The following is a 22,194-nucleotide window of genomic DNA, read 5'->3' as shown; positions in this document are numbered from 1 at the left end:
CTGGGCGCCCGCCCCGAGCCGCCGTACCTCCGTGAATCCGTCGACCTGCCATTCGGCCCCGTTGTCCGCCATGCGTCCCCGCCCCCCGTCACGATGGCGGCAACTTACCGAAGGACGTTCAGGTGCGGTACAACACCGGCAAGATGTGGACGAATCACAACAGGATCGCTCCGACCACTTAGAATGCGGTGGCGGTGAGCGCGGAGACGTCGGCCGGGACGGCCGCGCGCAGGGCGGTCACGACGGCACGGATCGCGGGACGGCGGGCGGCCTCCTCGCGCCAGACCGCGTAGACGCGCCGCGACAGCGGGGCGGCCAGCGGGACGATCGCGACGCCGGGCGGCACGTCGCAGCGGCCGAGGCGCGGCAGGATCACGTTGCCGAGCCCGGCGGCGACGAGTGCGAGCTGCGTGGCGAACTCGTAGGCCATGTGGTCGATGCGGGGCTCGCTGTCGACGGCGCGAAGCGTCCGCAGCAGCCAGTCGCAGCAGATGCTGTCGGGCGAGGAGCTGATCCACGGGTCGCCCGCCAGTTCCTTGAGGTCGATCGCGTCGCGGCCGGCGAGCGCGTGCCCCTCCGGCAGCGCCACGTCGGCGACGTCGTCGCAGATGACGCCCTTGTGCAGGCCCACCGGCAGCGAGAGCGGCTCGTTGTTCCAGTCCTGGACGACGGCCATGTCGAAGTCGCCGCGCACCACCAGCGGCATGCTGCGCATCGGGTCCTCTTCGAGGAGCTGGACGCGCAGGTCGGGGTGGTCGGCGCGAAGCGCGCACAGGGCGGCGGGCATGAGCCCGCGGACCGCGGTGGGGAAGGACGCTACGGTGAGCAGCCCGACGACCGAGCCGCGGTGCGCCTCCAGGTCGGACTGCGCCTGCTCGACGAGCGACAGGATCCGCTCGGCGTGCGCGACGAGGAGTTCGGCGGCGTCGGTGAGCCGGACGCCGCGCCCGTTGCGTTCGAGGAGCTTCTGCCCCGTCTCGCGCTCCAGCTTGGCGAGCTGCTGGGAGACCGCCGAGGTCGTCACGTGCAGGACGTCCGCGGCGGCGCTCACCGAACCGTAGGTCGCGACGGAGTGCAGCGCACGCAGCCGTTCGAGATCAAGCATGAAGCAATACTAAAACGAGATCTCAAGAAATTCTCGCTTGTCCTAAAGCAATCGTATGGCGACGATCTGAGGCATGAGACCGCGCCACGTCCTGCTGGCCACCTTGATCGCCGCGTTGTGGGGCTTCAACTTCGTCCCGATCAAGGTCGCGCTGGACGACTTCCCGCCGCTGCTGATGGCCGCGCTCCGGTTCGCGGCCGCGGCGCTTCCGGCGGTCTTCTTCGTCCGGCGGCCGCCGGTTCCGGCACGCTGGCTCGTGCTGGTCGGCATGCCGCTCGGGGTCGGGCAGTTCGGACTGCTGTTCCTCGGCATGCACATGGGGATGCCCGCGGGCCTGGCGTCGGTCGTGCTCCAGGTCCAGGCGATCTTCACCGCGCTGTTCGCGGGACTGCTGCTGCGCGAGCGCCTGAGCGCCCGGCTGATCGCGGGCATGGTCGTCGCGTTCGGCGGCGTCGCGCTCATCGGCGGCGCGCAGGCCGAGGGCGGGAGCCCGGCCGGGGCGTTCCTGGTCTGCCTCGCCGCCGCGGCCAGCTGGGGCCTGGCGAACGTCGCCATGCGGCGGATGAACAAGGCCGCCCGCGGACCGGTCGACGCGTTCGGCTTCATGGTGTGGGTGTCGCTGGTGCCGCCGATCCCGCTCTTCGGCCTCTCGCTGCTCTTCGAGGGGCCGGGCGCCGTCCCGGAAGCCGCGCGGAACCTGTCGCTCGCCGGTATCGCCTCCATGGCCTTCATCGCCTACATCTCGACCCTCTGCTGCTTCGGCGCCTGGGGATGGCTGATGCGCCGGTACGAGGCCAGCACGGTCGCCATGTACTCGCTGCTCGTCCCGCCGTTCGGGCTCCTGTCGGCTGGGCTGCTGCTCGGCGAGCACGTGAACGCGACGCACCTCGCGGGGGCCGCCCTGGTCATGGCGGGCGTCACCGCCGGCAGCGTCCGCCTGCGCACGCGCGCCGGCGCGGACATCGCCCCGCCCTCTGAAAACGTGCCTGCCGACATCGTGCCCACCGAGATCGTGCCCATCGAGATCCGGCCCGCTGAAACGAGGTGAGGGCCATGCACGGAATCAACGCTTCGCTCGTCACGCCGTTCACCCACTCCGGTGACGTGGACGCCAAGTCACTCGAACGGCTCGCCGTCCACTGCCTGGAGAACGGCGCGGACGGGCTGGTCGCGCTCGGCACGACCGGCGAGGCCGCCCTGCTGACCCCGGCCGAGCAGCGGACCGTCCTGGAGGTCTGCCGCGCCGTCTCCATCGAGCACGGGACCCCGCTGATCGTCGGCGCCGGGACGATGGGCACCGAGGACTCGATCCGGCAGGCCCGCGAACGCGCCCCGACGGCCGACGCGCTGCTCGTCGTCGTCCCGTACTACCTGCGCCCGTCGGACGACGCCGTCATCGACCATTTCGCGGCGGTCGGGGCGGCCGTGGACGTCCCGATCCTGCCGTACAACATCCCGTACCGGACGGGGAAGCACCTTTCCGCGGACACGCTCGTCCGGCTGCTCTCCCTCGACGCGGTCGCCGGCATGAAGCACTGCGCGGGCGCGATCGACCACGACACCCTTGCCCTGCTGGTGCGGACGGCGGGGCTTGCGGCCGCCACCGGGAAGGCGATCCTGGCCGGGGACGACGCGTACCTCTACCCGATGCTGCAGCTCGGCGCCTCCGGCGGCGTCACCGCGTGCGCCTGCCTCGCGCCCGCCGCCTACGCCGCGATGGCGGACGCCGCACGCGCCGGCGACACGGCACGCGGGCTGACGCTCCACAACGCGCTCTTCCCGATGGCCGAGGCGCTCTTCGGCGAACCGGCACCCGCCGTCCTCAAGGCGTGCCTCGCCGAGGAAGGGCTGATCGACGACCCCGCGGTGCGCGCACCGCTGCACGCACCGCATCCCGAATCGGTCGCCACGGCCCTCGCCGCCTACCGCGCCCTGCCCGTTTAGCCCTGCCCGTTTAGCCCTGCCCGCCTAGCCCCGACCGCCCAGCCCTGCCCGCCTAGCCCTGGAAGGCGTTTAGGACGACGCAGAACGCCGTTTAGGTCGATGCCTGGGCCGCGGCTCGGGCGGCGTGCGGAAGGGCGTCCAGAACCCGTCCCAGAGCCTCGTCGTCATGCGCGGACGACAGGAACCACACCTCGTACGCGGAAGGCGGCAGGTACACGCCGCGTTCCAGGGCCGCGTGGAAGAACGCCGCGTACGCCTTGGAGTCCTGGCGCTGCGCCGCCGCGAAGTCGCCGACCGGGGTGTCGCTGAAGAAGACCGAGAACAGGTTGCCGGCGTGCTGCACCGAGTGGGGGACGCCCTCGCGTTCCAGCGCCTCCGACGCGGCCTTCGACACGACCTCCGCGGCACGGTCGATCGCCGCGTACACCTCGTCCGTCGCGTGCCGCAGCGTGGCGAGACCGGCGGCGGTGGCGAGCGGGTTCCCCGACAGGGTGCCCGCCTGGTAGACGGGACCGGCCGGGGCCAGGTGGTCCATGACGTCGGCGCGTCCGCCGAACGCCGCCGCGGGGAGCCCGCCGCCCATCACCTTCCCGAACGTCATCAGGTCGCCCGGCACGCCCTCGATCCCGAACCAGCCCGACCTGGACGCCCGGAACCCGGTGAGGACCTCGTCGATGACGAGCAGCGCGCCGTACCGCTCGCACAGCCGCTTCAGCAGCGCGTTGAAGTCGGGCACCGGCGGCACCACGCCCATGTTGCACGGCACCGCCTCGGTGATCACGCAGGCGATCTCGGTGCCGTGCTCGTGGAACGCCGTCTCCAGCGCCGCGACGTCGTTGTAGGGGAGGATCAGCGTGTCGGCCGTGGTCGCGCCCGTCACGCCCGGGGTGTCGGGCAGGCCGAACGTGGCGACGCCGGAGCCCGCCGCGGCGAGCAGCGAGTCGACGTGCCCGTGGTAGCAGCCCGCGAACTTCACGATCCTGGGGCGTCCGGTGAACCCGCGCGCCAGCCGGATCGCCGACATCGTCGCCTCGGTTCCCGAGTTGACCAGGCGCACCTTCTCGACCGGCGTCCGGGCGACGATCTCCTCGGCGAGCTCCACCTCGCCCGGCGTCGGCGCCCCGTAGGACGTGCCGCGTCCCGCCGCGTCCCGCACCGCCTCCACGACCGCCGGGTGCGCGTGCCCGAGGATCATCGGCCCCCACGAGCACACCAGGTCGACGTACTCGCCGCCGTCGGCGTCCGTCAGGTACGGCCCGCGCCCCGACGCCATGAAGCGGGGGGTCCCGCCGACGGCCCCGAAGGCCCGGACCGGCGAGTTGACGCCTCCGGGCACCACCGCGGCGGCACGGTCGAACAACTGCTGGGAGCGATCGATACCAGTCACGGATCCAAGTGAATCACTCTCGTCCACGGCGCCGCGCGCACCCTCCGGCGGGCCCGCGCGGACAAGAAAGACCAGTCTCTCCGTTGCAGTTCGGCGACTTGCCTTGACCGCGCACCGTACGGGCCGATATTCCACCAAGTACGACATCGGCGCCCTGTCTCGCACACGGTCTCACGGCGCCCCGCACGCTTACCGGCTGTAGTCACCGGCCGTACTCATTGACCAGGCCGTATCGGAGGGATGGCTTTCAACGTGGTTGACGGCTGGACGGTCCCGGGCTTCACCCACGACCGGGAGCTGGGCAACGGCGCCTCGGGCCGGGTGATGCTGGCGACCGACGACATGACCAGCACCAAGGTCGCGATCAAGTACCTCGACGCGGGGCTCGCCGCCGACGAGGCGTTCCTGGCGGCGTTCCGCGCGTCCGCCCGCGCCCTGTCGCAGCTCGAGGACCCCAACGTGGTCGACCTGTACGACTTCGTGGAGACCCCGGACGGCGCCGCGATCGTGATGCAGTACGCCGAGGGCGTCAGCATGCGGCGGGTGCTCGCGGCGCAGGGCCCCACCGGCCCGCTGGCCGCGCTGTCGATGCTGGGCGGAACGCTCCTCGGTCTCGCGGCGGCGCACGAGGCGGGCGTCGTGCACGGCGCGATGCGCCCGGCGAACATCCTCGTGGACGGGAACGGCAACGCGACGCTCACCGACTTCGCGACGTCGCCCGCGGGGACGGAGGCGCAGTCCGCCCCGCCCTACGCGGCGCCGGAGCTGTGGGACGGGGCGCCCGCCACCGTCGCCACCGACCTGTACGCCGCCACCGCGGTCTTCTACGAGTGCCTCACCGGCCGGCCCCCGTACGCGGGCCGGAACATGGCGCGGCTGCACCGCGAGGCGCCGATCCCCGCCGACGAGGTCCCCGGGCCGCTGCGCCACCTGATCCACCAGGGCCTCGCGAAGGACCCGGCCGAGCGCCCGCGGTCCGTCGCCGACTTCCTCGGCGCGCTGGAGGACGCGGCCGTCTCCGCGTACGGCCCGTCGTGGGAGGCGCAGGGCCGCGGGCGGCTCGCCGAGCTGGGCGCGCAGGCCGCGGCGCAGCCCGAGCCGCCGAAGCCGAAGTCGTCGCGCAGCAGCGGGCTCAACCCGATCGCCGCCGCCACCGGCAAGCAGCCGGGGGGCGGCGGGTCCCGGACGCGCTGGATCCTCGCCGCCGTCGCCGTCCTCGTCGTCGTCGGCGCCGGTGCCAGCGCCACCACGCTGCTGAGGGGCGACGAGAACCCGCCGCCCGACCCGGCGCCCGCGCAGAGCAGCACCCCGCAGCCGACGCTGCCGGCCGGGGGCGTCGACCCGAGGCCGCTCGTCGCGCAGATCGACCAGGCGGTCGCGCAGGCCCCCGGTGCCCAGTTCAGCTACCGGCAGACGGGCTGCTGCGGCTTCCCCGCCACCGCCAAGGGGACGTTCGGCCTGGTCCAGGGCGAACAGCCGTCCTACTCGCTGACGCTCGCCGGGACGGGCTCGGCCCGCAAGCCGGTACGCGGCGTCATCGTCGACGACCAGCTCCACGTGCGGGCGGGCAGGCAGTGGAAGTCGTCGGCGCTGGGCGGGCGCGGCTACCCGGCGGCGGCCGACCAGGTGCGCCAGGGCAGCTCCGTCACGAACCTGACGACGCTCCTGCGGTCGGCGACGAAGCTCACCAAGGAAGAGCCCACCGAGACGGGAACGATCTACGAGGGCGAGGCCCCGGCCGCGAAGATGGCGCAGGCCCCCGGCATCGGCCCCATGTACGCGCGGATGGCCCAGGCCACCGGCGCCCAGCAGATCGCCTTCGCCATCAAGGTCGACCCTGGCCACCGTCCCACCGTCTTCTGGGTCCGCGCCGGTCCCGAGGACGGCCGCAACCAGACGATGCACGGCTCCTACACCAAGTGGGGCCGCAAACCCCCCATCAAGGCCCCGCGAGCGGACTGACCGGGACGCGGACGTCTCAGGTGGCCTCGCAGGCGTCGGCCAGGACTTCCAGGAGGTGCAGCGGGTCGGGGAGCGGGGCGCCGGACGGCGGCCTCAGCCAGCTGACCTCGCGGCCGTGCGGGAGGACGGACGGCGGCGCGACGACGTAGCTGTCGCGGCAGTGCCACCGCATGCCGGGCGTCTCGGCGACGTCCTCCGGCAGGGTGTCGAGGTGGCAGGACCACCATTCGTCCTCGTCGACGGGGGCGCCCCGGGTCGCGACGAAGAACAGGTGCCGGTCGCCGCCGACCGACGCGACCGGCCCGGCGGGCACGCCGTCCGAGGCGATCCGGTCCAGTGCCAGGGCGCCCGCGCCGGCCGGGACGTCGAACACGTCGAAGACGCGGCCGGTCGGCAGGATGACGTTGGCCTCGGGACGCTGGGACCACCAGCGGTCGATGACGCCGCCGTCCACGCTGGCCTGGTGCGCCCAGGCCGCCGATACCGGGTGCGCGCCCGGATCGGGGCAGCCGATCCGGTCGCACGAGCAGGCCCGGTTGTTACCGGCGGGGTCCCCGCCGGCCGGTGGATGGGCACCCGGGAAGCAGGACCAGCCCAGGGCGGCGTACCGCCGCGCCGCCGAGGCCATCCGGTCACGTAGCGCCTTCTCACGGGCCGCTTTGTCACGGGCCGCCTTCTGCCGCCTGCTCCCCGACACCACCAGCATCTCCGCCCCCAATTACCCAAGGTCGCACGTGGGTTCTTGACTAACGATGATGCCCGGCGCGTAAAAGCACGGGCACGGCACCCCCGGAAAACGACCCCAAGTGACTAGAGGTGTCCCGGGACAGGGGGGATCAGGCGGTGACGGCCGTCAGGTGAGCCGCCTGGCCACCTCGGTGGCCCAGTAGGTCAGGGCGATGTCGGCGCCGGCCCGGCGGATCGACAGCAGGGACTCCATGATCGTGCGGTCCCGGTCGATCCAGCCCTTCTCCGCGGCCGCCTCGATCATCGCGTACTCGCCGCTCACCTGGTAGGCGACGACGGGCACGTCCACGGCGTCGCGGACGCGGCGGACGACGTCGAGGTAGGCCCCGGCGGGCTTCACCATGACCATGTCGGCGCCCTCGTCGAGGTCGAGGAACACCTCGCGCAGCGACTCGGCGGCGTTCGCCGGGTCCTGCTGGTGGGTGGAGCGGTCGCCGAACTGCGGCGCGCACTCGGCGGCCTCGCGGAACGGCCCGTAGTACGCGGAGGCGTACTTCGCCGAGTACGCCATGATCGCGACGTCCGGGTGCCCGGCGCCGTCGAGGGCCGCGCGGATCGCGGCGACCTGGCCGTCCATCATGCCGCTCGGCCCGACGACGGCCGAGCCCGCCTCGGCCTGCGCGACCGCGATCGAGGCGTACCGCTCCAGCGTCGCGTCGTTGTCGATGTCGCCGGAGGGGGTGAGGACGCCGCAGTGCCCGTGGTCGGTGTACTCGTCCAGGCAGAGATCCGTCATGACGACGATCGAGTCGCCCACGTCGGACGCCAGATCGCGCAGCGCCAGCTGGACGATGCCGTCCGGGTCGTCGGCGGACGAGCCGGCCCCGTCCTTGACCGCCGGGATGCCGAACAGCATGATCCCGCCGACGCCGGCCCGCGCCGCCTCGTCCGCGGCCTTGCGGAGGCTGTCGCGGGTGTGCTGGAACACACCCGGCATGGACGACACGGGCTGCGGGTCGCCGATGCCCTCCTTGACGAACATCGGCAGTACCAGCTCGGCCGGGGCGAGCCGCGTCTCGGCCACCATCCGGCGCATCGCGGGGGTGCGGCGCAGCCGGCGCGGCCGCGCGGCGGGGAACTGTGCAGACATGGTCCTTCTCTTCTCCGAGGCCCGGGTGCCCTGCGCCGAGAAGGCCCGGGTGACTTGTTGGCTATGTCGTCATGTGCTTGCCGTCATGTGCTTGGCGTCATGTGCTTGGCGTCGCGTGCTTGGCGTCATCTGCGGCGCCGGGCTCCCCGGCGCATCTGGCTGGGCTTGCGGAGCGGGTCCCCCGCCTCGACCTGAGCCGCCCTCCGGTTGGCACCGTACTCCGCCAGCGCCTCCGCGAGGGCCGATACGGACGGCTTCTCGGCCATGACGTCCACCCGCAGCCCGTACTCCTGCGCCGTCTTCGCCGTCTGCGGGCCGATCACCGCGATCACCGTCACGTTGTGCGGCTTGCCCGCGATCCCGATCAGGTTCTTCACCGTGGACGACGAGGTGAACAGCACGGCGTCGAACCCGCCGCCCTTGATCGCCTCACGGATCGGCGCGGGCGGCGGTGCGGCCCGGACCGTCCGGTAGGCGGTCACGTCCTCGCACTCCCAGCCCAGCTCGGTCAGCCTGGCGATGAGCACGTCGGTGGCGATGTCGGCGCGCGGCAGCAGCACCCGGTTGATCGGGTCGAGGTCCTCGTCGTACGGCGGCCACTCCCGCGCCAGGCCCTCCCCGGACTGCTCCCCGGACGGGGTCAGGTCGGGCTGGACGCCGAACTCGACCAGCGCGGCGGCGGTCTGCTCACCGACGGCGGCGACCTTCAGCCCGGCGAACGCGCGGGCGTCGAGGCCGTAGTCGACGAACTTCTCCCGGACGGCCTTCACGGCGTTGGTGGAGGTGAACACCACCCACTCGTACCGTCCGGTGACCAGGCCCTTGACGGCCCGGTCCATCTGCTGCGGGGTGCGCGGCGGCTCGACCGAGATCGTCGGGACCTCGTCCGGGACGGCGCCGTACCCGCGCAGCTGATCCGACAGCGAGGCGGCCTGCTCCTTCGTGCGCGGCACCAGGACCCGCCACCCGAACAGCGCCTTCGTCTCGAACCAGGACAGCCTGTCGCGCCAGCCGACCACGTCCCCGACGATGATCAGGGCGGGCGCCTCCATGCCCTTCGCCGCGGACGCCAGCTTCTGCAGCGTCGACACGACCGTCTCCTGCTCGGTCGTCGTGCCGAGGCCCGTGATCGCGGCCGGGGTGGAGTCGGGACGCCCGGCGGCGACCAGGCCCTTGCAGACCTCCGCCACCGCGCCCTCCGCGCCGGTGATCACGAGGGTGGCGTCCGGGGCGGCGAACCGCTCCCAGTCCACGCCGCCCTGGGAGGCGTCCACGATGCGGACCTCGCGGTGCTCGGAGTCGGTCAGCGGGATGCCCGCGTACCCCGGCACGCCCGTCACCGCGGACACGCCCGGCACGACCTCGAACGGGACGCCGGCCTTGGCCAGTTCGCCGCCCTCGGCGGCCAGCCCGCACGCCAGTCCCGGGTCGCCGCGCAGCAGCCGGACGACCCGCCGCCCCTCCTTCGCGGCCCGCGTGGCGAGCCGGACGGGGTCACCCTCCGCCGAGTCGATGATCTCCACGTCCGGACGGCAGTGGGCCAGGATCTCGGCGGGGCAGTGCGCACGGCTCACGATCACCGTGTCGGCGCGTTCCAGTTCGGCGGCGGCCCGGAGGGTCAGCAGGCCCGGGTCGCCCGGCCCCATCCCGACGATCGAGACGGTGCCCGGGCCGGCCGCCTCGGACGTGCCCGTTCCTCCCGATGCGCCCGTGCTTTTCAAGGCGGCAGTTGCCTTGGCGGGCTCGTTCTTCGTGCTCTCGGTGCTATCGGCGGCGCTGCTCTTAGCGGCGGGGCTCAATCGCGCTCCCCCATCAACTGGTCGGCCCCCTGCGCGAGCAGCCGGTCCGCGAGTTCGCGTCCGATCTGCTCGGCGGCATCCGGGTGGCCGCTTGCGGACAGCCTGACCTGACGGGTTCCGTCGTATGCCGCGACGGTCGCCGTCAGATGCAGCTTTTCATCTACTTCGGCAGCGTATGTTCCCACGGGCGCGGAGCAACCCGCCTCCAGCACCGCCAGGATCGTCCGCTCGGCGGTGACCGCCCTCCTGGTCGCGGCGTCATCGACCGTTCCAAGAAGTTCGCGGAGATCGGCCCGGTCGGCGCGGCATTCCAGCGCGAGCGCGCCCTGCCCGGGGGCCGGGAGCATCTGGTCGGGGTCGAAGACCTCGCCGACCGCCTCCAGCCGGCCGATCCGCTTCAGGCCCGCGTGCGCGAGGACCACGGCGTCCAGCTCGCCGCCGGTGACCTTGCCGAGCCGGGTGTCGGCGTTGCCCCGGATCGGGACGACCTCCAGGTCCGGACGCAGCGAGCGCAGCTGCGCGACCCGGCGCGGCGAACCGGTGCCGACGCGCGCCCCGTGCGGCAGGTCGGCGAGTTTCGCGGGCCCGCACAAGGCGTCGCGGGGGTCGTCGCGGGGCGGGGTGGCCGCGAGGGCGATCCCGGGCGTCTCGGACGTCGGCAGGTCCTTCAGCGAGTGCACCGCGAAGTCCACCTCGCCCGAGAGCACCTTGTCGCGGAGCGCGTTGACGAAGACTCCGGTCCCGCCGATCTGGGCCAGCAGGGCCTTGGAAACATCACCCTGCGTGGTTACCCCGACGAGTTCCACGGCATGCCCGGTACGCTCCGTCAACATGTCCGCGACCCGCTGCGACTGGGTCATCGCCATCAGGCTCTTGCGGGTGCCGAGCCGCAGCGGGCGGCCCGTCGCGCGGCCCGCGCCGCCCCCGGCCGGTTCTCCGCCCAATCCCTGACTCAATGCCTCACTCCGCTCGGCTTCCCTGCGGTCGGCTTCGCCGCCCGCGCTCACGTCTGGTCTCCTGCACGCCCGGCAACGGCGTCGCGGGCACTGACCGCCCGGACGCTCGCGGCCTGCGCGTTCACCGTCTCGGCGTTCACCGTCGCCGCGTTCACGGTCGCCACGTTCACCGTCTCGATGTTCACGGCATCGGCGTCGTCCACGGCCTCGCGCCGCATCTCGTGCGCGTTGACGTCGTGCACGCTGACTCCCGGCACCGCCTCGGACGGCGTCGTGCTCACGCAGTCGGCCTCGGCGCACTCCGCGTCCACCGTACGGGCGGAAACGTTCCGCGGCACCTGCCCTCCCGCCGGTGCCTCCCCGTGCACGTCGGGCCCGTGCACGTCGGGCCCGTGCACGTCAGGCCCGTGCACGTCAGGCCCGTGCATGTCAGGCCCGCGCACGTCAGGCTCGGGCATGTCGGACTCGCTCATGTCGGCGCGGGCGACCGCCTCCGGGGCCTTCGGGTCCAGGTCGAACAGCTCGCGCAGCGCGTCGGCGTAGGAATCGCCGCCCGGCGCCGCCGCCAGCTCCTTCACCCGGACGGTCGGCGCGTGGAGCAGCTTGTCCACCACGCGCCGGACGGTCTGGTCGATCTCCTTGCGGGCCCGGTCGTCCATCTCGGGCAGCCGCCCGGTCAGCCGGTCCAGCTCCGCCTCCACGACGCCGGCGGCCTTGCTGCGCAGCGCGACGACCGTCGGGGCGACGGCGGCGGCGCGGGCGGCGCTGAGGAACGCCTCGACCTCCTCGCGCACGATCCGCCGGACGGCCTCGACGGCCTCCGGGCCGATGGCCTTCGCCGCCTCCTGCGCGGTCCGCAGATCGTCCAGCCCGGCCAGCTCGACGCCCGGCAGGTCACGGGCGTTCCGCTCGATGTCGTGCGGCAGCGCCAGGTCGAGGAGGAAGCGCCTGCGCCCGTCGGAACCGACGCCGCGCGCCTCCAGCTGCGCGGCGGTCAGGACCAGTCCGGTCGCGCCGGTGCACGACACCACCAGGTCCGCTTCGGCGATCGCGGCGTCCAGGAGCTGCAGCTCGATCGCCCGGGACGGCACCTCCAGCGACTCCGCCAGCCGTACCCCGCGCTCGTGGGTGCGGTTCGCGACCACGACCTCGCGGGCCCCGGCCCGGCTCAGCGTCGCCGCCGCCAGCGAGCTCATCGACCCGGCGCCGACGACCAGCGCGCGGACGGCGTCGAGCGGGCCGAGATGACGGACCGCGACGTCCAGGCCGACGCTGACCAGCGAGGCGCCCGCCTGGTCGATGCCGGTCTCGTGGTGGGCGCGCTTGCCGACCCGCAGCGACTGCTGCAGGACGTCGTGGAGGTCACGGCCGAGCGTGGCCTCGTCCTGGGCGGTCCGGAACGCCTGCCGGATCTGGCCGAGGATCTGGCCCTCGCCGACGACCATCGACTCCAGCCCGCACGCCACCGCGAACACGTGCTGGACGGCCCGTTCCTCGTAGTGGACATAGAGGTGCCGCGACAGGTCGTCCATCGGGATGCCGGAGTGCAGGGCCAGCAGCTCGGAGATCGCCGAGACGCCGCCGTGGAACTTGTCGACCACCGCGTAGATCTCGACGCGGTTGCACGTCGAGACGATGGCCGCCTCGGCGACGTTCGCGGACGCGTGCACCGCGTGCAGCAGCTTGACCAGGTCGTCCCCGGCGATCGCCGCACGTTCCAGCACCGCCACGGGCGCGCTCCGGTGGCTGAGCCCCACGACAAGAATGCTCATATGGCCTCTCCAGCGTCTCCCCGGTTTCCCACGTCCCCCGATCCGACTACCCCGATCATGCCTCTACGGTTTCTACGTAGTGAGTCGCCCCGGGAGGAGCGTCGCCCGCGGCCAGGGGGGTGAGGCCGTCCGGACCCCCGGCCTTGCGCTGCTCGTGGAACGCGAGGATCTGCAGTTCGATCGACAGGTCGACCTTGCGCACGTCGACGCCGTCGGGAACCGAGAGCACGACCGGCGCGAAGTTCAGCACGCTCGTCACGCCCGCGGCCACCACGCGATCGCACACCCCCTGGGCGGAGCCCGCAGGGGTCGCGATAACGGCGATGGACACGCCGTGATCGGCGATGATGTCCTCCAGCCGGTCGATGTGCTCCACCGTCATTCCGGAGATCTCCTGACCGACGATGGATTCGTCCGCGTCGAGCAGGCCCGCCACGCGGAACCCGCGGGACGCGAAACCGCCGTAGCCGGCCAATGCACGGCCCAGGTTACCGACACCGATGATGGCGACCACCCAATCCTGGGTGAGGCCGAGTTCGCGGGAGATCTGGTAGACGAGGTATTCGACCTCGTACCCGACACCGCGCGTCCCATACGAGCCCAGGTGGGACAGGTCCTTGCGGAGCTTGGCCGAGTTGACGCCGGCCGCCGCGGCCAGTTCCTCCGACGACACGGTCGCGACGCCGCGGTCCTGCAGCGCGGTGAGCGCCCGCAGGTACACCGGCAGCCGCGCCACGGTGGCTTCGGGGATGCCGCGCCCCGCGCGGTCGCGGGGTCGGTTCTGTCGAGATGTCACGGCCTGCTCTTCGGGCTCGACGCTGGGGACGGGGTCACGCCGACCCCTGGCTCCGGTTTCACTCGGCCGGGAAACGGCTTCACGTCCGCGACCTGACCGCTCCGGGGCTGTCCACTAGGTTAAGCCTTTGTGAATACGCGCACAAAGTCACCCCCCACTTACCCGCGCACCGGCCGGTCCGACCAGACTCACCAGAACACCGCCCATCAGGGACTTTCCACCGTACGCAACGCCCGCCCGCCGCCCACCGGATGTGACCGACCAGACAATCCCACTCGTAAGTATCCACTTACCACACTCGAGCGCAAGCCCTCGCGGGCACGGGAGTCCGGGCGGGTCAGCGCAGTGTGGCGATGGCGGCGCGGAGGCGGTTCTCGTCCACGCGCCAGAAGTCGTGCTGGACGCCGTTGACGAGCGTGACGGGGATCTGTTCCCAGTACTGCTCGGTGTCCTGCTCGGACTCGGTGATGTCGCGCTCTTCCCACGGCACGTCCAGGTCGCGGGCGACCCGCTCGATCACCGCGCGGGCGTCGTCGCACAGGTGGCAGCCGGGCTTGCCGAGCAACGTGATCACGATGCCCGCCCCGGCACCCGCGGTGCCCTGCCCGCCGTCCCGATCACCGCCCTGCTCGCTGCCCTGCTCGCCGCGCCGATCGCCGCCTTGATCGCTGCCGGTCATGTCACCTCCCGGGGTACTCCGGCGCCGGGAGCGGCACCTTGGCGGCGCCGAGGCGCAACTCGATCACGTTGGTGGCCAGCACGTGGGTGCGGGACTCGGCCAGGAACCGCTGCAGGTGCGGCTGCCGCCGGTGCGCGGCGAACGCGGCCTCGTCCCGGAAGAGCTGGTAGAAGATCCGCTGCGTGGGGCCGCCCACCACCTCGTGGCAGGCGAAGATCATCGTGTCGGGCTCGACCGCGAGGGCGGCCTTCACGAGATCGGTGGCGAGCCGGTCGAAGGCGTCCTCGCGCCCGTCGAGCAGCGTGTAGACGGTGATCTGGCCGCACGCCCCGGCGAGCCCCGACAGCCCGGCCGCACCGGCCGGCTTCGCCTGCTCGTGGACGGCGCCGCCTCCCAGCCCGGCCGCGGCCGCGGCGGCGCCGACTCCGTCCACGGCCGTGGGGCCCGCCGGACTGTCCGGAAAGCGCAGCGCTTCCGCCGGGGCCGGCTCGGGGAAACGCAGCTCGCCGCGCCTCGGATCGGGCGAGGGGGTCGGCGCCGGGACGGGCTCGGCCCGCGCCGGCGGATACCCCTGCTCTTCGTAACCGGTCATCGGCTCATCCCCGTATTCGTCCCCGTATTCGTCATAGCCTTCTTCGTCGAACACCGGGATCGTGCGCATCGCCCCGTACCAGACGAGGCCGGCGGCACCGCCGAGCGCGATCACCGCGAGCGGCGCGGGCAGGAACCCGCGGCTGCCGCTCACCACCAGGACACCCGCCAGCGCGACCAGCGCGATGGGGATCAGCAGCTCGGCCGCCTCCTGGTCCTGCTTGCTCGCCAGCCAGGCGGTGACCCCGGTGCACGCCGCCAGCGCCAGCACCGCGACGACGTGCGCGCCGTCGATCAGCAGCAGCGGCAGCGCGTCGTAGGTGTCGCCGGGCTTGGGCAGGTCCTTGGACAGATCGCCCTTGAGCGGGTCGAGGAGCAGGATGACGATCGCGACGACCGTGTAGGAGATCGCGAACAGCCAGGCCCCGAACCGCACCTGCACGTACCGCGCGATCAGCTCGATCATGCCGAGGGCGAGCCAGATCGGCGCGAGGAGCGCGGCGCCGAGCTCCATGAGGCGGAAGAGCGCGCCGTTGAAGCCGGCCAGGAAGCCGACCCCCATGGACAGCAGCGCCAGCGACAGCCCGACCTGGGTGAACGACCAGGCGATCAGGTAGAGCAGCCGGTCCTTGTTGGCACGCTGAATCAGCAACCCGGTGACCGTTAAGGCGCCCAGGGTCGCCAGCAGCGCGAGAAGAGCAGAGACCATCGCGCCCCATGGTGCCCGATGCCGGGGGCCGACGGGTAACCGCTCCCGCGAACGCATCGGTGAACGCACCATTGCCTGGCGTACCTATCGGTATCTAGAGTGGCAGATCACGCCGGAGGTCGCGTACGCCCCGAGGAGAACTGCATGAGCAGCTTGGCCCTCGATGCCGGGGTTCTCCCCCTTCCCCGGCCGGTCTTAGGCGCTCCCGGCCGTTCCCACGGCCGCCACGCCGACCGCCACACCGACCGATATGCCAACCGCCACGCCGACCGGCATGCCGACCACGCGGCCGACCGCGCCGAGGTGCTCAAAGCACTGGTCCTGCGGGCACGTGACGGCGACGCCGACGCTTTCGGCTCCCTCTACGACCACTACGTCGAACTGGTCTACCGCTACGTCTACTACCGGGTCGGGACGCACTCGCTGACCGAGGACCTCACCAGCGAGGTGTTCCTGCGCGCGCTCCGCCGGATCTGCGACTTCCACTGGCAGGGCAAGGACTTCGGGGCCTGGCTGGTGACGATCGCCCGGAACCTGGTCGCCGACCACTTCAAGTCCGGCCGCTACCGGCTGGAGGTCTGCACCGCCGAGCTCGTCGAGCCCGCCCGGCACCAGGAGGGGCCCGAGCGGACCGTCCTGGACTCGATGACCAACCGGACGCTGCTGACGGCCGTCCGCCGGCTGGGGTCGGAGCAGCAGGAATGCGTCGTCCTGCGGTTCCTGCACGGCCTGTCCGTCGCCGAGACCGCGCTGGTCATGGACAAGAAGCCGGGCGCGATCAAGGCGCTGCAGTACCGCGCCGTCCGGTCCCTGGCCCGCATGCTCCCGCCCGACCTGCGCCACTAGCCGACCTGCACCAGTAGCCCTACCCGCGCCAGCAGCCGACCTGCACCTGTAGCCCCACCTGCGCCGGCAGCCGACCTGCGCCAGTAGCCCGATCTGCGCCACCAGTCACACTTGGCTCGGGGCGTACCGGTCATCCTTAGACTGACTATCAATTGATCTCCGGGCCGTAACCCGCCATGCCGCCGGATCGTTTTGCGGGCAGGAGCGCGTTCGTACCTGGATTCCGCAAGGGAGCGGCCAGTTGAGAACCGGGCGAGGAAAGATCGCCGAGCAGGGGAACGCGCTGGCCCGGCTGCGGGCGAGCGACGCGGGCCCCGACCCGCACTTCCGCGCCGTGCTGCGCGAGCGGCTGATCGCCGCCGCCGGCGACCGGAGTGAAGACCGTCCCGATCACGGGCGTTTCGACCACGGACGTCACGATCTCGGCCGCCGCAATGACGGCCGGGCGGACGGGCGGGGGGAGGCGGACGGCTAGGCACGGCTAGGCTCGGCCCATGCGGCGATTCTGGCAGCGCGGCAAGGACCAAGACCACAAGAGCGCCGGGGAGGCGGCCGCCGCGGCCGCGGCCGCGGCCGAACCCGAGCCGCTCCCCGAGCCCGACCCCGCCGCGGCGGCGTTCTTCGACGTCGACAACACGATGATGCGCGGCGCGTCCATCTACTACTTCGCGCGCGGCCTCGCCGCCCGCAAGCTGTTCACGATGCGCGACCTCGCCATGTTCGCCTGGGGGCAGACCGCCTTCCGGCTGCGCGGGACGGAGAACTCCGAGCACATCGGCAGCGCCAAGGAGGCGGCGCTCTCGTTCGTCGCCGGCCAGGACGTCGCCAAGATCGTCCGGCTCAGCGAGGAGATCTACGACGAGGTGATGGCCGACCGGATCTGGCACGGCACCCGCACCCTCGCCCTCCAGCACCTCGACTCGGGCCAGCAGGTCTGGCTCGTCACCGCCACGCCCGTCGAGGTCGCCCGCACGATCGCGCACCGCCTCGGCCTCACCGGCGCGCTCGGCACCGTCGCCGAGACGCGCGACGGCGTCTACACCGGGCGGCTCGTCGGGAACCTGCTGCACGGGCCCGCCAAGGCCGAGGCCGTCCGCGCCCTCGCCCACCGCGAGGGCCTCGACCTCGCGCGCTGCGCCGCCTACAGCGACTCGATCAACGACCTGCCGATGCTGACCGTCGTCGGCCACCCGCACGCCGTGAACCCCGACCCCGAACTGCGCCAGCACGCCAGGGACCAGGGCTGGCCCATCCACGACTTCCGCACCGGCCGCAAGGTCACGATGATCGCCCTGCCCGCCGCCGCGGGCGCCGGAGCCGTCGCGGGCGGCGTCGTCGCCGGCGTCGCGCTCCACCGCCATTACCGCGCCAGGTCGAGGTTCAGCCTCTTCACGTGAGCGGTCTCTTCACGTGAGCGTCGAGCTGACGTTGCTGTCCGGAGTCGCGTGCCGCGGGCGGGACGTCACGAGCCCCAGGTTGCGGAGCCTCCTCGCCCTTCTCGCGGGCGAACCGCGGGCGGGCGTGTCCGTCACGCGCCTGGTCGAGGGGGTCTGGCCGGACGATCGTCCCGAGAACCCGGCCAAGGCGCTCCAGGTCGTCGTCTCGCGGGCGCGGTCGCAGTTCGGCGCGGACGTCATCGCGAGCACACCGGCCGGCTACCGGCTCGGCCTGGACGAGTCCGAGGTGGACGCGTCGGCCGTGCTGCTCGCCGCGTCGGCGAGCGCACGATGCTCCCGCGACGGCGACCACCGGGGCGCGCTCGCCCACGCCGAAGCGGGCCTCGCGCTGTGGGACGGGCCACCGGAACTGGATGACGGCGACGACCCGCTGCCGGCCCCGGACGACCCCCTGTCGGCGCTGCGGGCGGAGAGGGCCTCGGCGTACCGGACGCTGGCGCGCGCCCGCGCGCTGGCCCTGGCGCGGCTCGCCCGGCACGCGGAGGCGTTCGACGCGCTCACCGCCGCGGCCCGCGAGCATCCCCGGGACGAGGAGATCCTCGCCTGGCTGCTGCGCTGCGAGGCGGCGACCGCGGGCCCGTCCGCCGCGCTGGGCCGCTACGAGTCCTACCGGCGCTCGCTGCGCGACGAACTCGGCACCGATCCGGGGGCCGCGCTTCTGGCCGTCCAGGAGGAGTTGCTGCGGGACGAGGCGCCGGCCGTCCGGCGCGGCGTCGCGCACGAGCCGAACCCGCTGCTCGGGCGTGCCGAGGACATCGCCGCCGTGCGTGATCTGCTGCGCACGTCCCGCGTCACCTCGATCGTCGGGACGGGCGGGCTCGGCAAGACGCGGCTCGCGAACGCCGTCGCGCGCGACGCCCCGCAACGGGCCGTGCACCTCGTCGCGCTCGCCGGCGTCGCCCGGAACGAGGACGTGGCGGCCGAGGTGGCGTCCGTCCTCGGCGTCGGCGACCCGCGCCGGGCCGCGCCGGGCCACCTCGGCGGCGCGGCCGACCGGCTCGGCGGCATCGTGGAGGCGCTCGGCCCGGGTCCGGTGCTGCTCGTCCTGGACAACTGCGAACACGTCGTCGACGGCGTCGCCGACCTGGCCGGCGGGCTGGTGTCGATGACGCGGGACCTGCGGGTGCTCACCACCGGCCGCGCTCCGCTCGGCCTGTCGTCGGAGTCGGTGTACCCGCTGCCCGCGCTGGACCCGCCGACGGCCGCCGAGCTGTTCCGGCAGCGCGCCCGCGCGGCGCGGCCGAACGCCGACGTCCCGGCGGACGCGGTGGAGCAGCTGTGCCGGCACCTGGACGGGCTGCCGCTCGCCGTGGAGCTGGCGGCGGCGCGCGTCCGCGTCATGTCGGTGCCCGAGATCACCCGCGGACTGGACGACCGGTTCGCGCTGCTGCGCGGCAACGTGCGCGACGCGCCATCCAGGCACCGGACCATGCACGCCGTGGTCGAGTGGAGCTGGAACCTCCTCGCCCCGTCCGGGCGTGCCGCGATGCGGTCGCTCTCGATCTTCTCCTCCGGTTTCACCGCGGCCGCGGCACGCCACCTCCTGGAGGGCGACGCCCTGAATGACGACGTCCTGAATCACGACGTCCTGAATCACGACGCCCTGGATCACGACGCCCTGGATCACGACGCCCTGGATCACGACGCCCTGGATCACGACGTCCTGGATCACGACGTCCTGGAGATCTTGGACGACCTCGTGGGCCAGTCGCTCCTCGAAATGACCGAGGGGGACGGTGTCGCCCGACACGGGACGCGCTTCAGGATGCTGGAGAGCGTCCGGGAGTTCAGCGCGGCACACCGCGAGGCGGAGGGCGAGACCGACCGCGCGGTCAGCGGGCTGCTCGCCTGGGCGCGGGAGTTCGGGGCCACGCATCACGAGACCCTGTTCGGGCACGAGCCCTTGGCGCGCGTCCGGGTCGAGCAGGACAACCTGCTGCAGGCTCTCCGCCACGGGCTCGCCCGAGGGGACACCGCCGCCGTCGCGGCGACGGCCGCCGTCCTGGGCGGCATGTGGCTGCTGGAGTCCGCGTACGACCGGCTGGTCGTCATGGCCGAGGAGACCGCCGGGCCGCTGAGCCGGTTCCGCCCCGGGCCCGACGACGTCGAGACCGCTCGGGCGGCCCTGACCGTCAACACCCTTGCCTCGCTGCTGTTCAAGGGCCCGCAGCCGACGCGCACCCTCGTCGCGCTGCGCCGCCTCCCGCCGGCCTCGCCGACCAGCGTCATCCGGACCCTGGCGATCCTGATGGCGGCGGGGCCGGAGATCCTGGACCCGGACGGCGGCGCGGCCGTCCTCGACCGGTTGTGCGCGAGCGACGAGCCGCTGCTCGCCGCCTTCGCGAACTGCGCCGCCGGTTATATCCGGGAACGCGACGGCGACCTGACCGGCGCACTCGCGGCCACCGAGGCGATGCTGGCGACGTCCGGGGAGCCGCACACTCCATGGCTCGGGCTGCTCGCCCACTCACGGCTCGGCGAACTGCTGATGCAACTCGACGAGAGCGAACGCGCCGCAGGCCACCTGCACGTGGCGCTGGACATGCTCGGACACCACGGATGGTCCGACATGTTCGGACTCCTGTGGGCCCTCGCGGCCGCCGACCTCAGCCTCGGCGACACCGACCGGGCGGAACGCTGGCTCGACCAGTCGCTCGTGTCCGGCCCGGACGAGGCGTTCGGCACGGCCACGTTCAACCTCGGCGCCCGCGCGGAGATCGCCTTCGGCCGCGGCGACACCGAGACCGGCCTGCGGCTCTGGCGGCAGGCGGTCGAACGGCTGGCGCACGACGAGAAACCCATGTCGGCGCCCGGCCTCGACCCGTGGACGCTCGAAGCCCACTGCGTCACCGTCGTCGCCCATGCCCGGCACGGCCGGCTCGATCTGGTGGAGGACCTCGCCACCGGGCTGCCCGGCAAGCTGTCGGTGCTGCTCGCCATGCCGGAGACCACGATGCCGGCCTTCTTCATGGACCTGCCCTTCTACGGCGGCCTGCTGCTCGCCCTGACCCTCGCCGACCTCGCCCGCGCCGGCGGCCCCGCCGGAGCTCCGCCGGACGTCCGGGCGCGGGCGGCGCGCACGATCGCGCTCGCGGAACGCCTCCACTTCGTCCGGAACTTCCAGCCGACCATGTCGTCGCCGACCGCCCGCCGCGACGCCGAGGAGGCCGACGCCGCGGCGTACTCCGACGCCGTGTCGGAGTACGCCGCCATGGACGGCTGCGAACTGCGGAACGCCGCACGCGAACTCGCCCGCCACCTCGGGGCCTAGCAAAACGCCTTCCGGCTGACCAGCAGGACACCTTCCGGCTGACTGGCGGGACACCTTCCGGGTGACTGGCGGGACACCTTCCGGGTGACTGGCGGGAAACCTTCCGGGTGACCAGCGGGACGCCTGCTGCCTGACCGGCGGGACGCCCTGCTGGCTGACCAGCGGGGGCCTTCCGGGTGACTAGCGGGGTGCCTTCCGGTTGAACAGCACCTTCGAGAAGGTGTAGCCGACCGCGGCCAGCCCGGCGCACCACGCTACGGAGACCACGGCGTCCTGCCCGCTCGGCGTGCCGACCAGCAGCCCGCGGAGCGTCTCGATGATCGGGGTGAACGGCTGGTACTCGGCGAACCACCGCACCCCCGCCGGCATCGACTCCGGCGGGACGATCGCGCTGCCGACGAACGGCAGGAACTGGATGATCATCGGCGAGTTGCTCGCGCCCTCCGGGGTGTTCGCCAGCAGGCCGAGGAGGACCGCCATCCAGGTCAGCGCGAACGTGAGCAGCACCAGCAGGCCGATCGCGGCGAGCCAGTCGAGCAGGCTCCCGGTCGTCCGGAACCCCATCGCGACCGCGACCCCGATGACCGCCGCCGTGCTGATCACCGTCTGGATCATGCTGCCGACCACGTGCCCGGTCAGCAGCGACGCCCTCGCGATCGCCATCGTCCGGAACCTGTCGACGATGCCCTCGGTCATGTCCGTGCAGACCGACACAGACGTCGTCAGGCACCCCGATGCGACGGCCATCAGAATGATTCCCGGCGCGACGTAGTTGATGTAGTCGCCGTTCGCCGGGCCGCCGACTCCCTCGCCGAGCGCGTTCCCGAACACGCCGACGAACAGCAGCATGATGAAGATCGGCACCATCATCGTGCTGAGGGACATGGACGGGTAGCGCAGCGCATGCCGCAGATTGCGGCGCAGCATCGTCGCGGAATCCACCGCCGCGTGCGTGAGCGTGGTCACTTCGAGTTCACCTGCTCGTTCGTCGGACGGTCGTTCGTCGGGCGGTCGTTCTTGGGTCGGTCGTTCTTGGGTCGGTCGTTGTTGGGTCGGTCGTTGTTGGGTCGGTCGTTGTGGGGG

18 protein-coding genes are annotated in these 22,194 nt (G+C 72.6%); 7 read left to right on the top strand and 11 right to left on the bottom strand.

Translation table 11 applies throughout. The features are described from left to right. Nucleotides 1-178: 178 nt before the first annotated feature. Nucleotides 179-1,105 carry a LysR family transcriptional regulator gene (locus E1285_RS30415; RefSeq protein ID WP_132158003.1) on the bottom strand — a complete coding sequence of 309 codons (927 nt, stop codon included), beginning with the start codon at nt 1,103-1,105 and terminating at the stop codon, nt 179-181. A gap of 73 nt (nt 1,106-1,178) precedes the next feature. On the opposite strand from E1285_RS30415, the gene E1285_RS30410 reads away from it, so the two are divergent. Together E1285_RS30410 and E1285_RS30405 are read left to right on the top strand one after the other, a co-directional pair. Beyond that, a complete protein-coding gene (locus tag E1285_RS30410) occupies nt 1,179-2,153 on the top strand; it encodes an EamA family transporter (protein ID WP_132158002.1) in 975 nt (324 codons plus the stop codon). 5 nt (nt 2,154-2,158) lie between these two features. Beyond that, on the top strand, nt 2,159-3,049 hold the full coding sequence (locus E1285_RS30405; protein ID WP_132158001.1) for a dihydrodipicolinate synthase family protein: 891 nt from the start codon (nt 2,159-2,161) through the stop codon (nt 3,047-3,049). A gap of 91 nt (nt 3,050-3,140) precedes the next feature. On the opposite strand, the gene hemL is transcribed toward E1285_RS30405, so the two are convergent. Then, the gene (hemL, locus tag E1285_RS30400; RefSeq protein ID WP_243723149.1) at nt 3,141-4,436 is read right to left on the bottom strand and encodes a glutamate-1-semialdehyde 2,1-aminomutase; all 1,296 of its coding nucleotides are present in this window, start codon (nt 4,434-4,436) and stop codon (nt 3,141-3,143) included. A 240-nt stretch (nt 4,437-4,676) separates the two neighbouring features. Here hemL and E1285_RS30395 point away from each other — a divergent pair, with 240 nt between their 5' ends. Next, nucleotides 4,677-6,398 carry a serine/threonine-protein kinase gene (locus tag E1285_RS30395; protein ID WP_132157999.1) on the top strand — a complete coding sequence of 574 codons (1,722 nt, stop codon included), beginning with the start codon at nt 4,677-4,679 and terminating at the stop codon, nt 6,396-6,398. Between the two features lie 16 nt (nt 6,399-6,414). Here the strand turns inward: E1285_RS30395 and E1285_RS30390 are convergent, their stop codons facing one another. The 8 genes from E1285_RS30390 to E1285_RS30355 all read right to left on the bottom strand — a co-directional run bounded on the left by E1285_RS30390 (nt 6,415) and on the right by E1285_RS30355 (nt 15,537). Then, nucleotides 6,415-7,104 (bottom strand): bifunctional DNA primase/polymerase, encoded by a 690-nt coding sequence (locus E1285_RS30390; protein WP_132158006.1) that lies wholly within the window; start codon nt 7,102-7,104, stop codon nt 6,415-6,417. A 147-nt stretch (nt 7,105-7,251) separates the two neighbouring features. Then, on the bottom strand, nt 7,252-8,235 hold the full coding sequence (gene hemB / locus E1285_RS30385) for a porphobilinogen synthase (RefSeq protein WP_132157998.1): 984 nt from the start codon (nt 8,233-8,235) through the stop codon (nt 7,252-7,254). Nucleotides 8,236-8,360: 125 nt separating this feature from the next. Further along, nucleotides 8,361-9,956 carry a uroporphyrinogen-III synthase gene (locus E1285_RS30380; RefSeq protein ID WP_279510106.1) on the bottom strand — a complete coding sequence of 532 codons (1,596 nt, stop codon included), beginning with the start codon at nt 9,954-9,956 and terminating at the stop codon, nt 8,361-8,363. A gap of 74 nt (nt 9,957-10,030) precedes the next feature. Continuing rightward, entirely contained in the window at nt 10,031-10,990 is a 960-nt protein-coding gene (gene hemC / locus E1285_RS30375; RefSeq protein ID WP_279510105.1) for a hydroxymethylbilane synthase, read from the bottom strand. Nucleotides 10,991-11,037: 47 nt separating this feature from the next. Continuing rightward, a complete protein-coding gene (locus tag E1285_RS30370) occupies nt 11,038-12,762 on the bottom strand; it encodes a glutamyl-tRNA reductase (protein ID WP_207946935.1) in 1,725 nt (574 codons plus the stop codon). Between the two features lie 55 nt (nt 12,763-12,817). Next, nucleotides 12,818-13,558, bottom strand: a complete 741-nt coding sequence (locus tag E1285_RS30365; protein ID WP_132157997.1) for a redox-sensing transcriptional repressor Rex — start codon at nt 13,556-13,558, stop codon at nt 12,818-12,820. 337 nt (nt 13,559-13,895) lie between these two features. Further along, a complete protein-coding gene (locus tag E1285_RS30360; protein ID WP_243723150.1) occupies nt 13,896-14,129 on the bottom strand; it encodes a glutaredoxin family protein in 234 nt (77 codons plus the stop codon). Between the two features lie 109 nt (nt 14,130-14,238). Next, a complete protein-coding gene (locus E1285_RS30355) occupies nt 14,239-15,537 on the bottom strand; it encodes an antibiotic biosynthesis monooxygenase (protein WP_132157995.1) in 1,299 nt (432 codons plus the stop codon). A gap of 144 nt (nt 15,538-15,681) precedes the next feature. Between E1285_RS30355 and E1285_RS30350 the strand changes: the two genes are divergently transcribed. The 4 genes from E1285_RS30350 to E1285_RS30335 all read left to right on the top strand — a co-directional run bounded on the left by E1285_RS30350 (nt 15,682) and on the right by E1285_RS30335 (nt 21,111). Further along, entirely contained in the window at nt 15,682-16,383 is a 702-nt protein-coding gene (locus E1285_RS30350) for a sigma-70 family RNA polymerase sigma factor (protein WP_132157994.1), read from the top strand. Nucleotides 16,384-16,624: 241 nt separating this feature from the next. Further along, complete coding sequence (locus E1285_RS45810) at nt 16,625-16,858, top strand: hypothetical protein (RefSeq protein ID WP_165966818.1); 234 nt, start codon at nt 16,625-16,627, stop codon at nt 16,856-16,858. Nucleotides 16,859-16,877: 19 nt separating this feature from the next. Then, entirely contained in the window at nt 16,878-17,780 is a 903-nt protein-coding gene (locus E1285_RS30340; RefSeq protein WP_132157992.1) for an HAD-IB family hydrolase, read from the top strand. Between the two features lie 13 nt (nt 17,781-17,793). Further along, the gene (locus E1285_RS30335; protein WP_132157991.1) at nt 17,794-21,111 is read left to right on the top strand and encodes a BTAD domain-containing putative transcriptional regulator; all 3,318 of its coding nucleotides are present in this window, start codon (nt 17,794-17,796) and stop codon (nt 21,109-21,111) included. A 180-nt stretch (nt 21,112-21,291) separates the two neighbouring features. Here E1285_RS30335 and E1285_RS30330 read toward each other — a convergent pair whose 3' ends face one another. Then, nucleotides 21,292-22,077 (bottom strand): ABC transporter permease, encoded by a 786-nt coding sequence (locus tag E1285_RS30330; protein WP_132157990.1) that lies wholly within the window; start codon nt 22,075-22,077, stop codon nt 21,292-21,294. Nucleotides 22,078-22,194: the final 117 nt, after the last annotated feature.

The sequence above is a fragment of the Actinomadura sp. 7K507 genome (assembly GCF_004348425.1).
Taxonomy (GTDB): Bacteria; Actinomycetota; Actinomycetes; order Streptosporangiales; family Streptosporangiaceae; genus Spirillospora.
Note: the sequence above shows the minus strand (reverse complement) of the source record. Positions and strands in the feature narration are given on the sequence as shown.

Coding starts and splice junctions, on each gene's coding strand:
- E1285_RS30340 (WP_132157992.1), top strand. CDS start 16,878: ATGCGGCGATTCTGGCAGCGCGGCAAGGACCAAGACCACAAGAGCGCC.
- E1285_RS30405 (WP_132158001.1), top strand. CDS start 2,159: ATGCACGGAATCAACGCTTCGCTCGTCACGCCGTTCACCCACTCCGGT.
- E1285_RS30395 (WP_132157999.1), top strand. CDS start 4,677: ATGGCTTTCAACGTGGTTGACGGCTGGACGGTCCCGGGCTTCACCCAC.
- E1285_RS30390 (WP_132158006.1), bottom strand. CDS start 7,104: ATGCTGGTGGTGTCGGGGAGCAGGCGGCAGAAGGCGGCCCGTGACAAA.
- E1285_RS30370 (WP_207946935.1), bottom strand. CDS start 12,762: ATGAGCATTCTTGTCGTGGGGCTCAGCCACCGGAGCGCGCCCGTGGCG.
- E1285_RS30410 (WP_132158002.1), top strand. CDS start 1,179: ATGAGACCGCGCCACGTCCTGCTGGCCACCTTGATCGCCGCGTTGTGG.
- E1285_RS30350 (WP_132157994.1), top strand. CDS start 15,682: ATGAGCAGCTTGGCCCTCGATGCCGGGGTTCTCCCCCTTCCCCGGCCG.
- E1285_RS30355 (WP_132157995.1), bottom strand. CDS start 15,537: ATGGTCTCTGCTCTTCTCGCGCTGCTGGCGACCCTGGGCGCCTTAACG.
- E1285_RS30415 (WP_132158003.1), bottom strand. CDS start 1,105: ATGCTTGATCTCGAACGGCTGCGTGCGCTGCACTCCGTCGCGACCTAC.
- hemB (WP_132157998.1), bottom strand. CDS start 8,235: ATGTCTGCACAGTTCCCCGCCGCGCGGCCGCGCCGGCTGCGCCGCACC.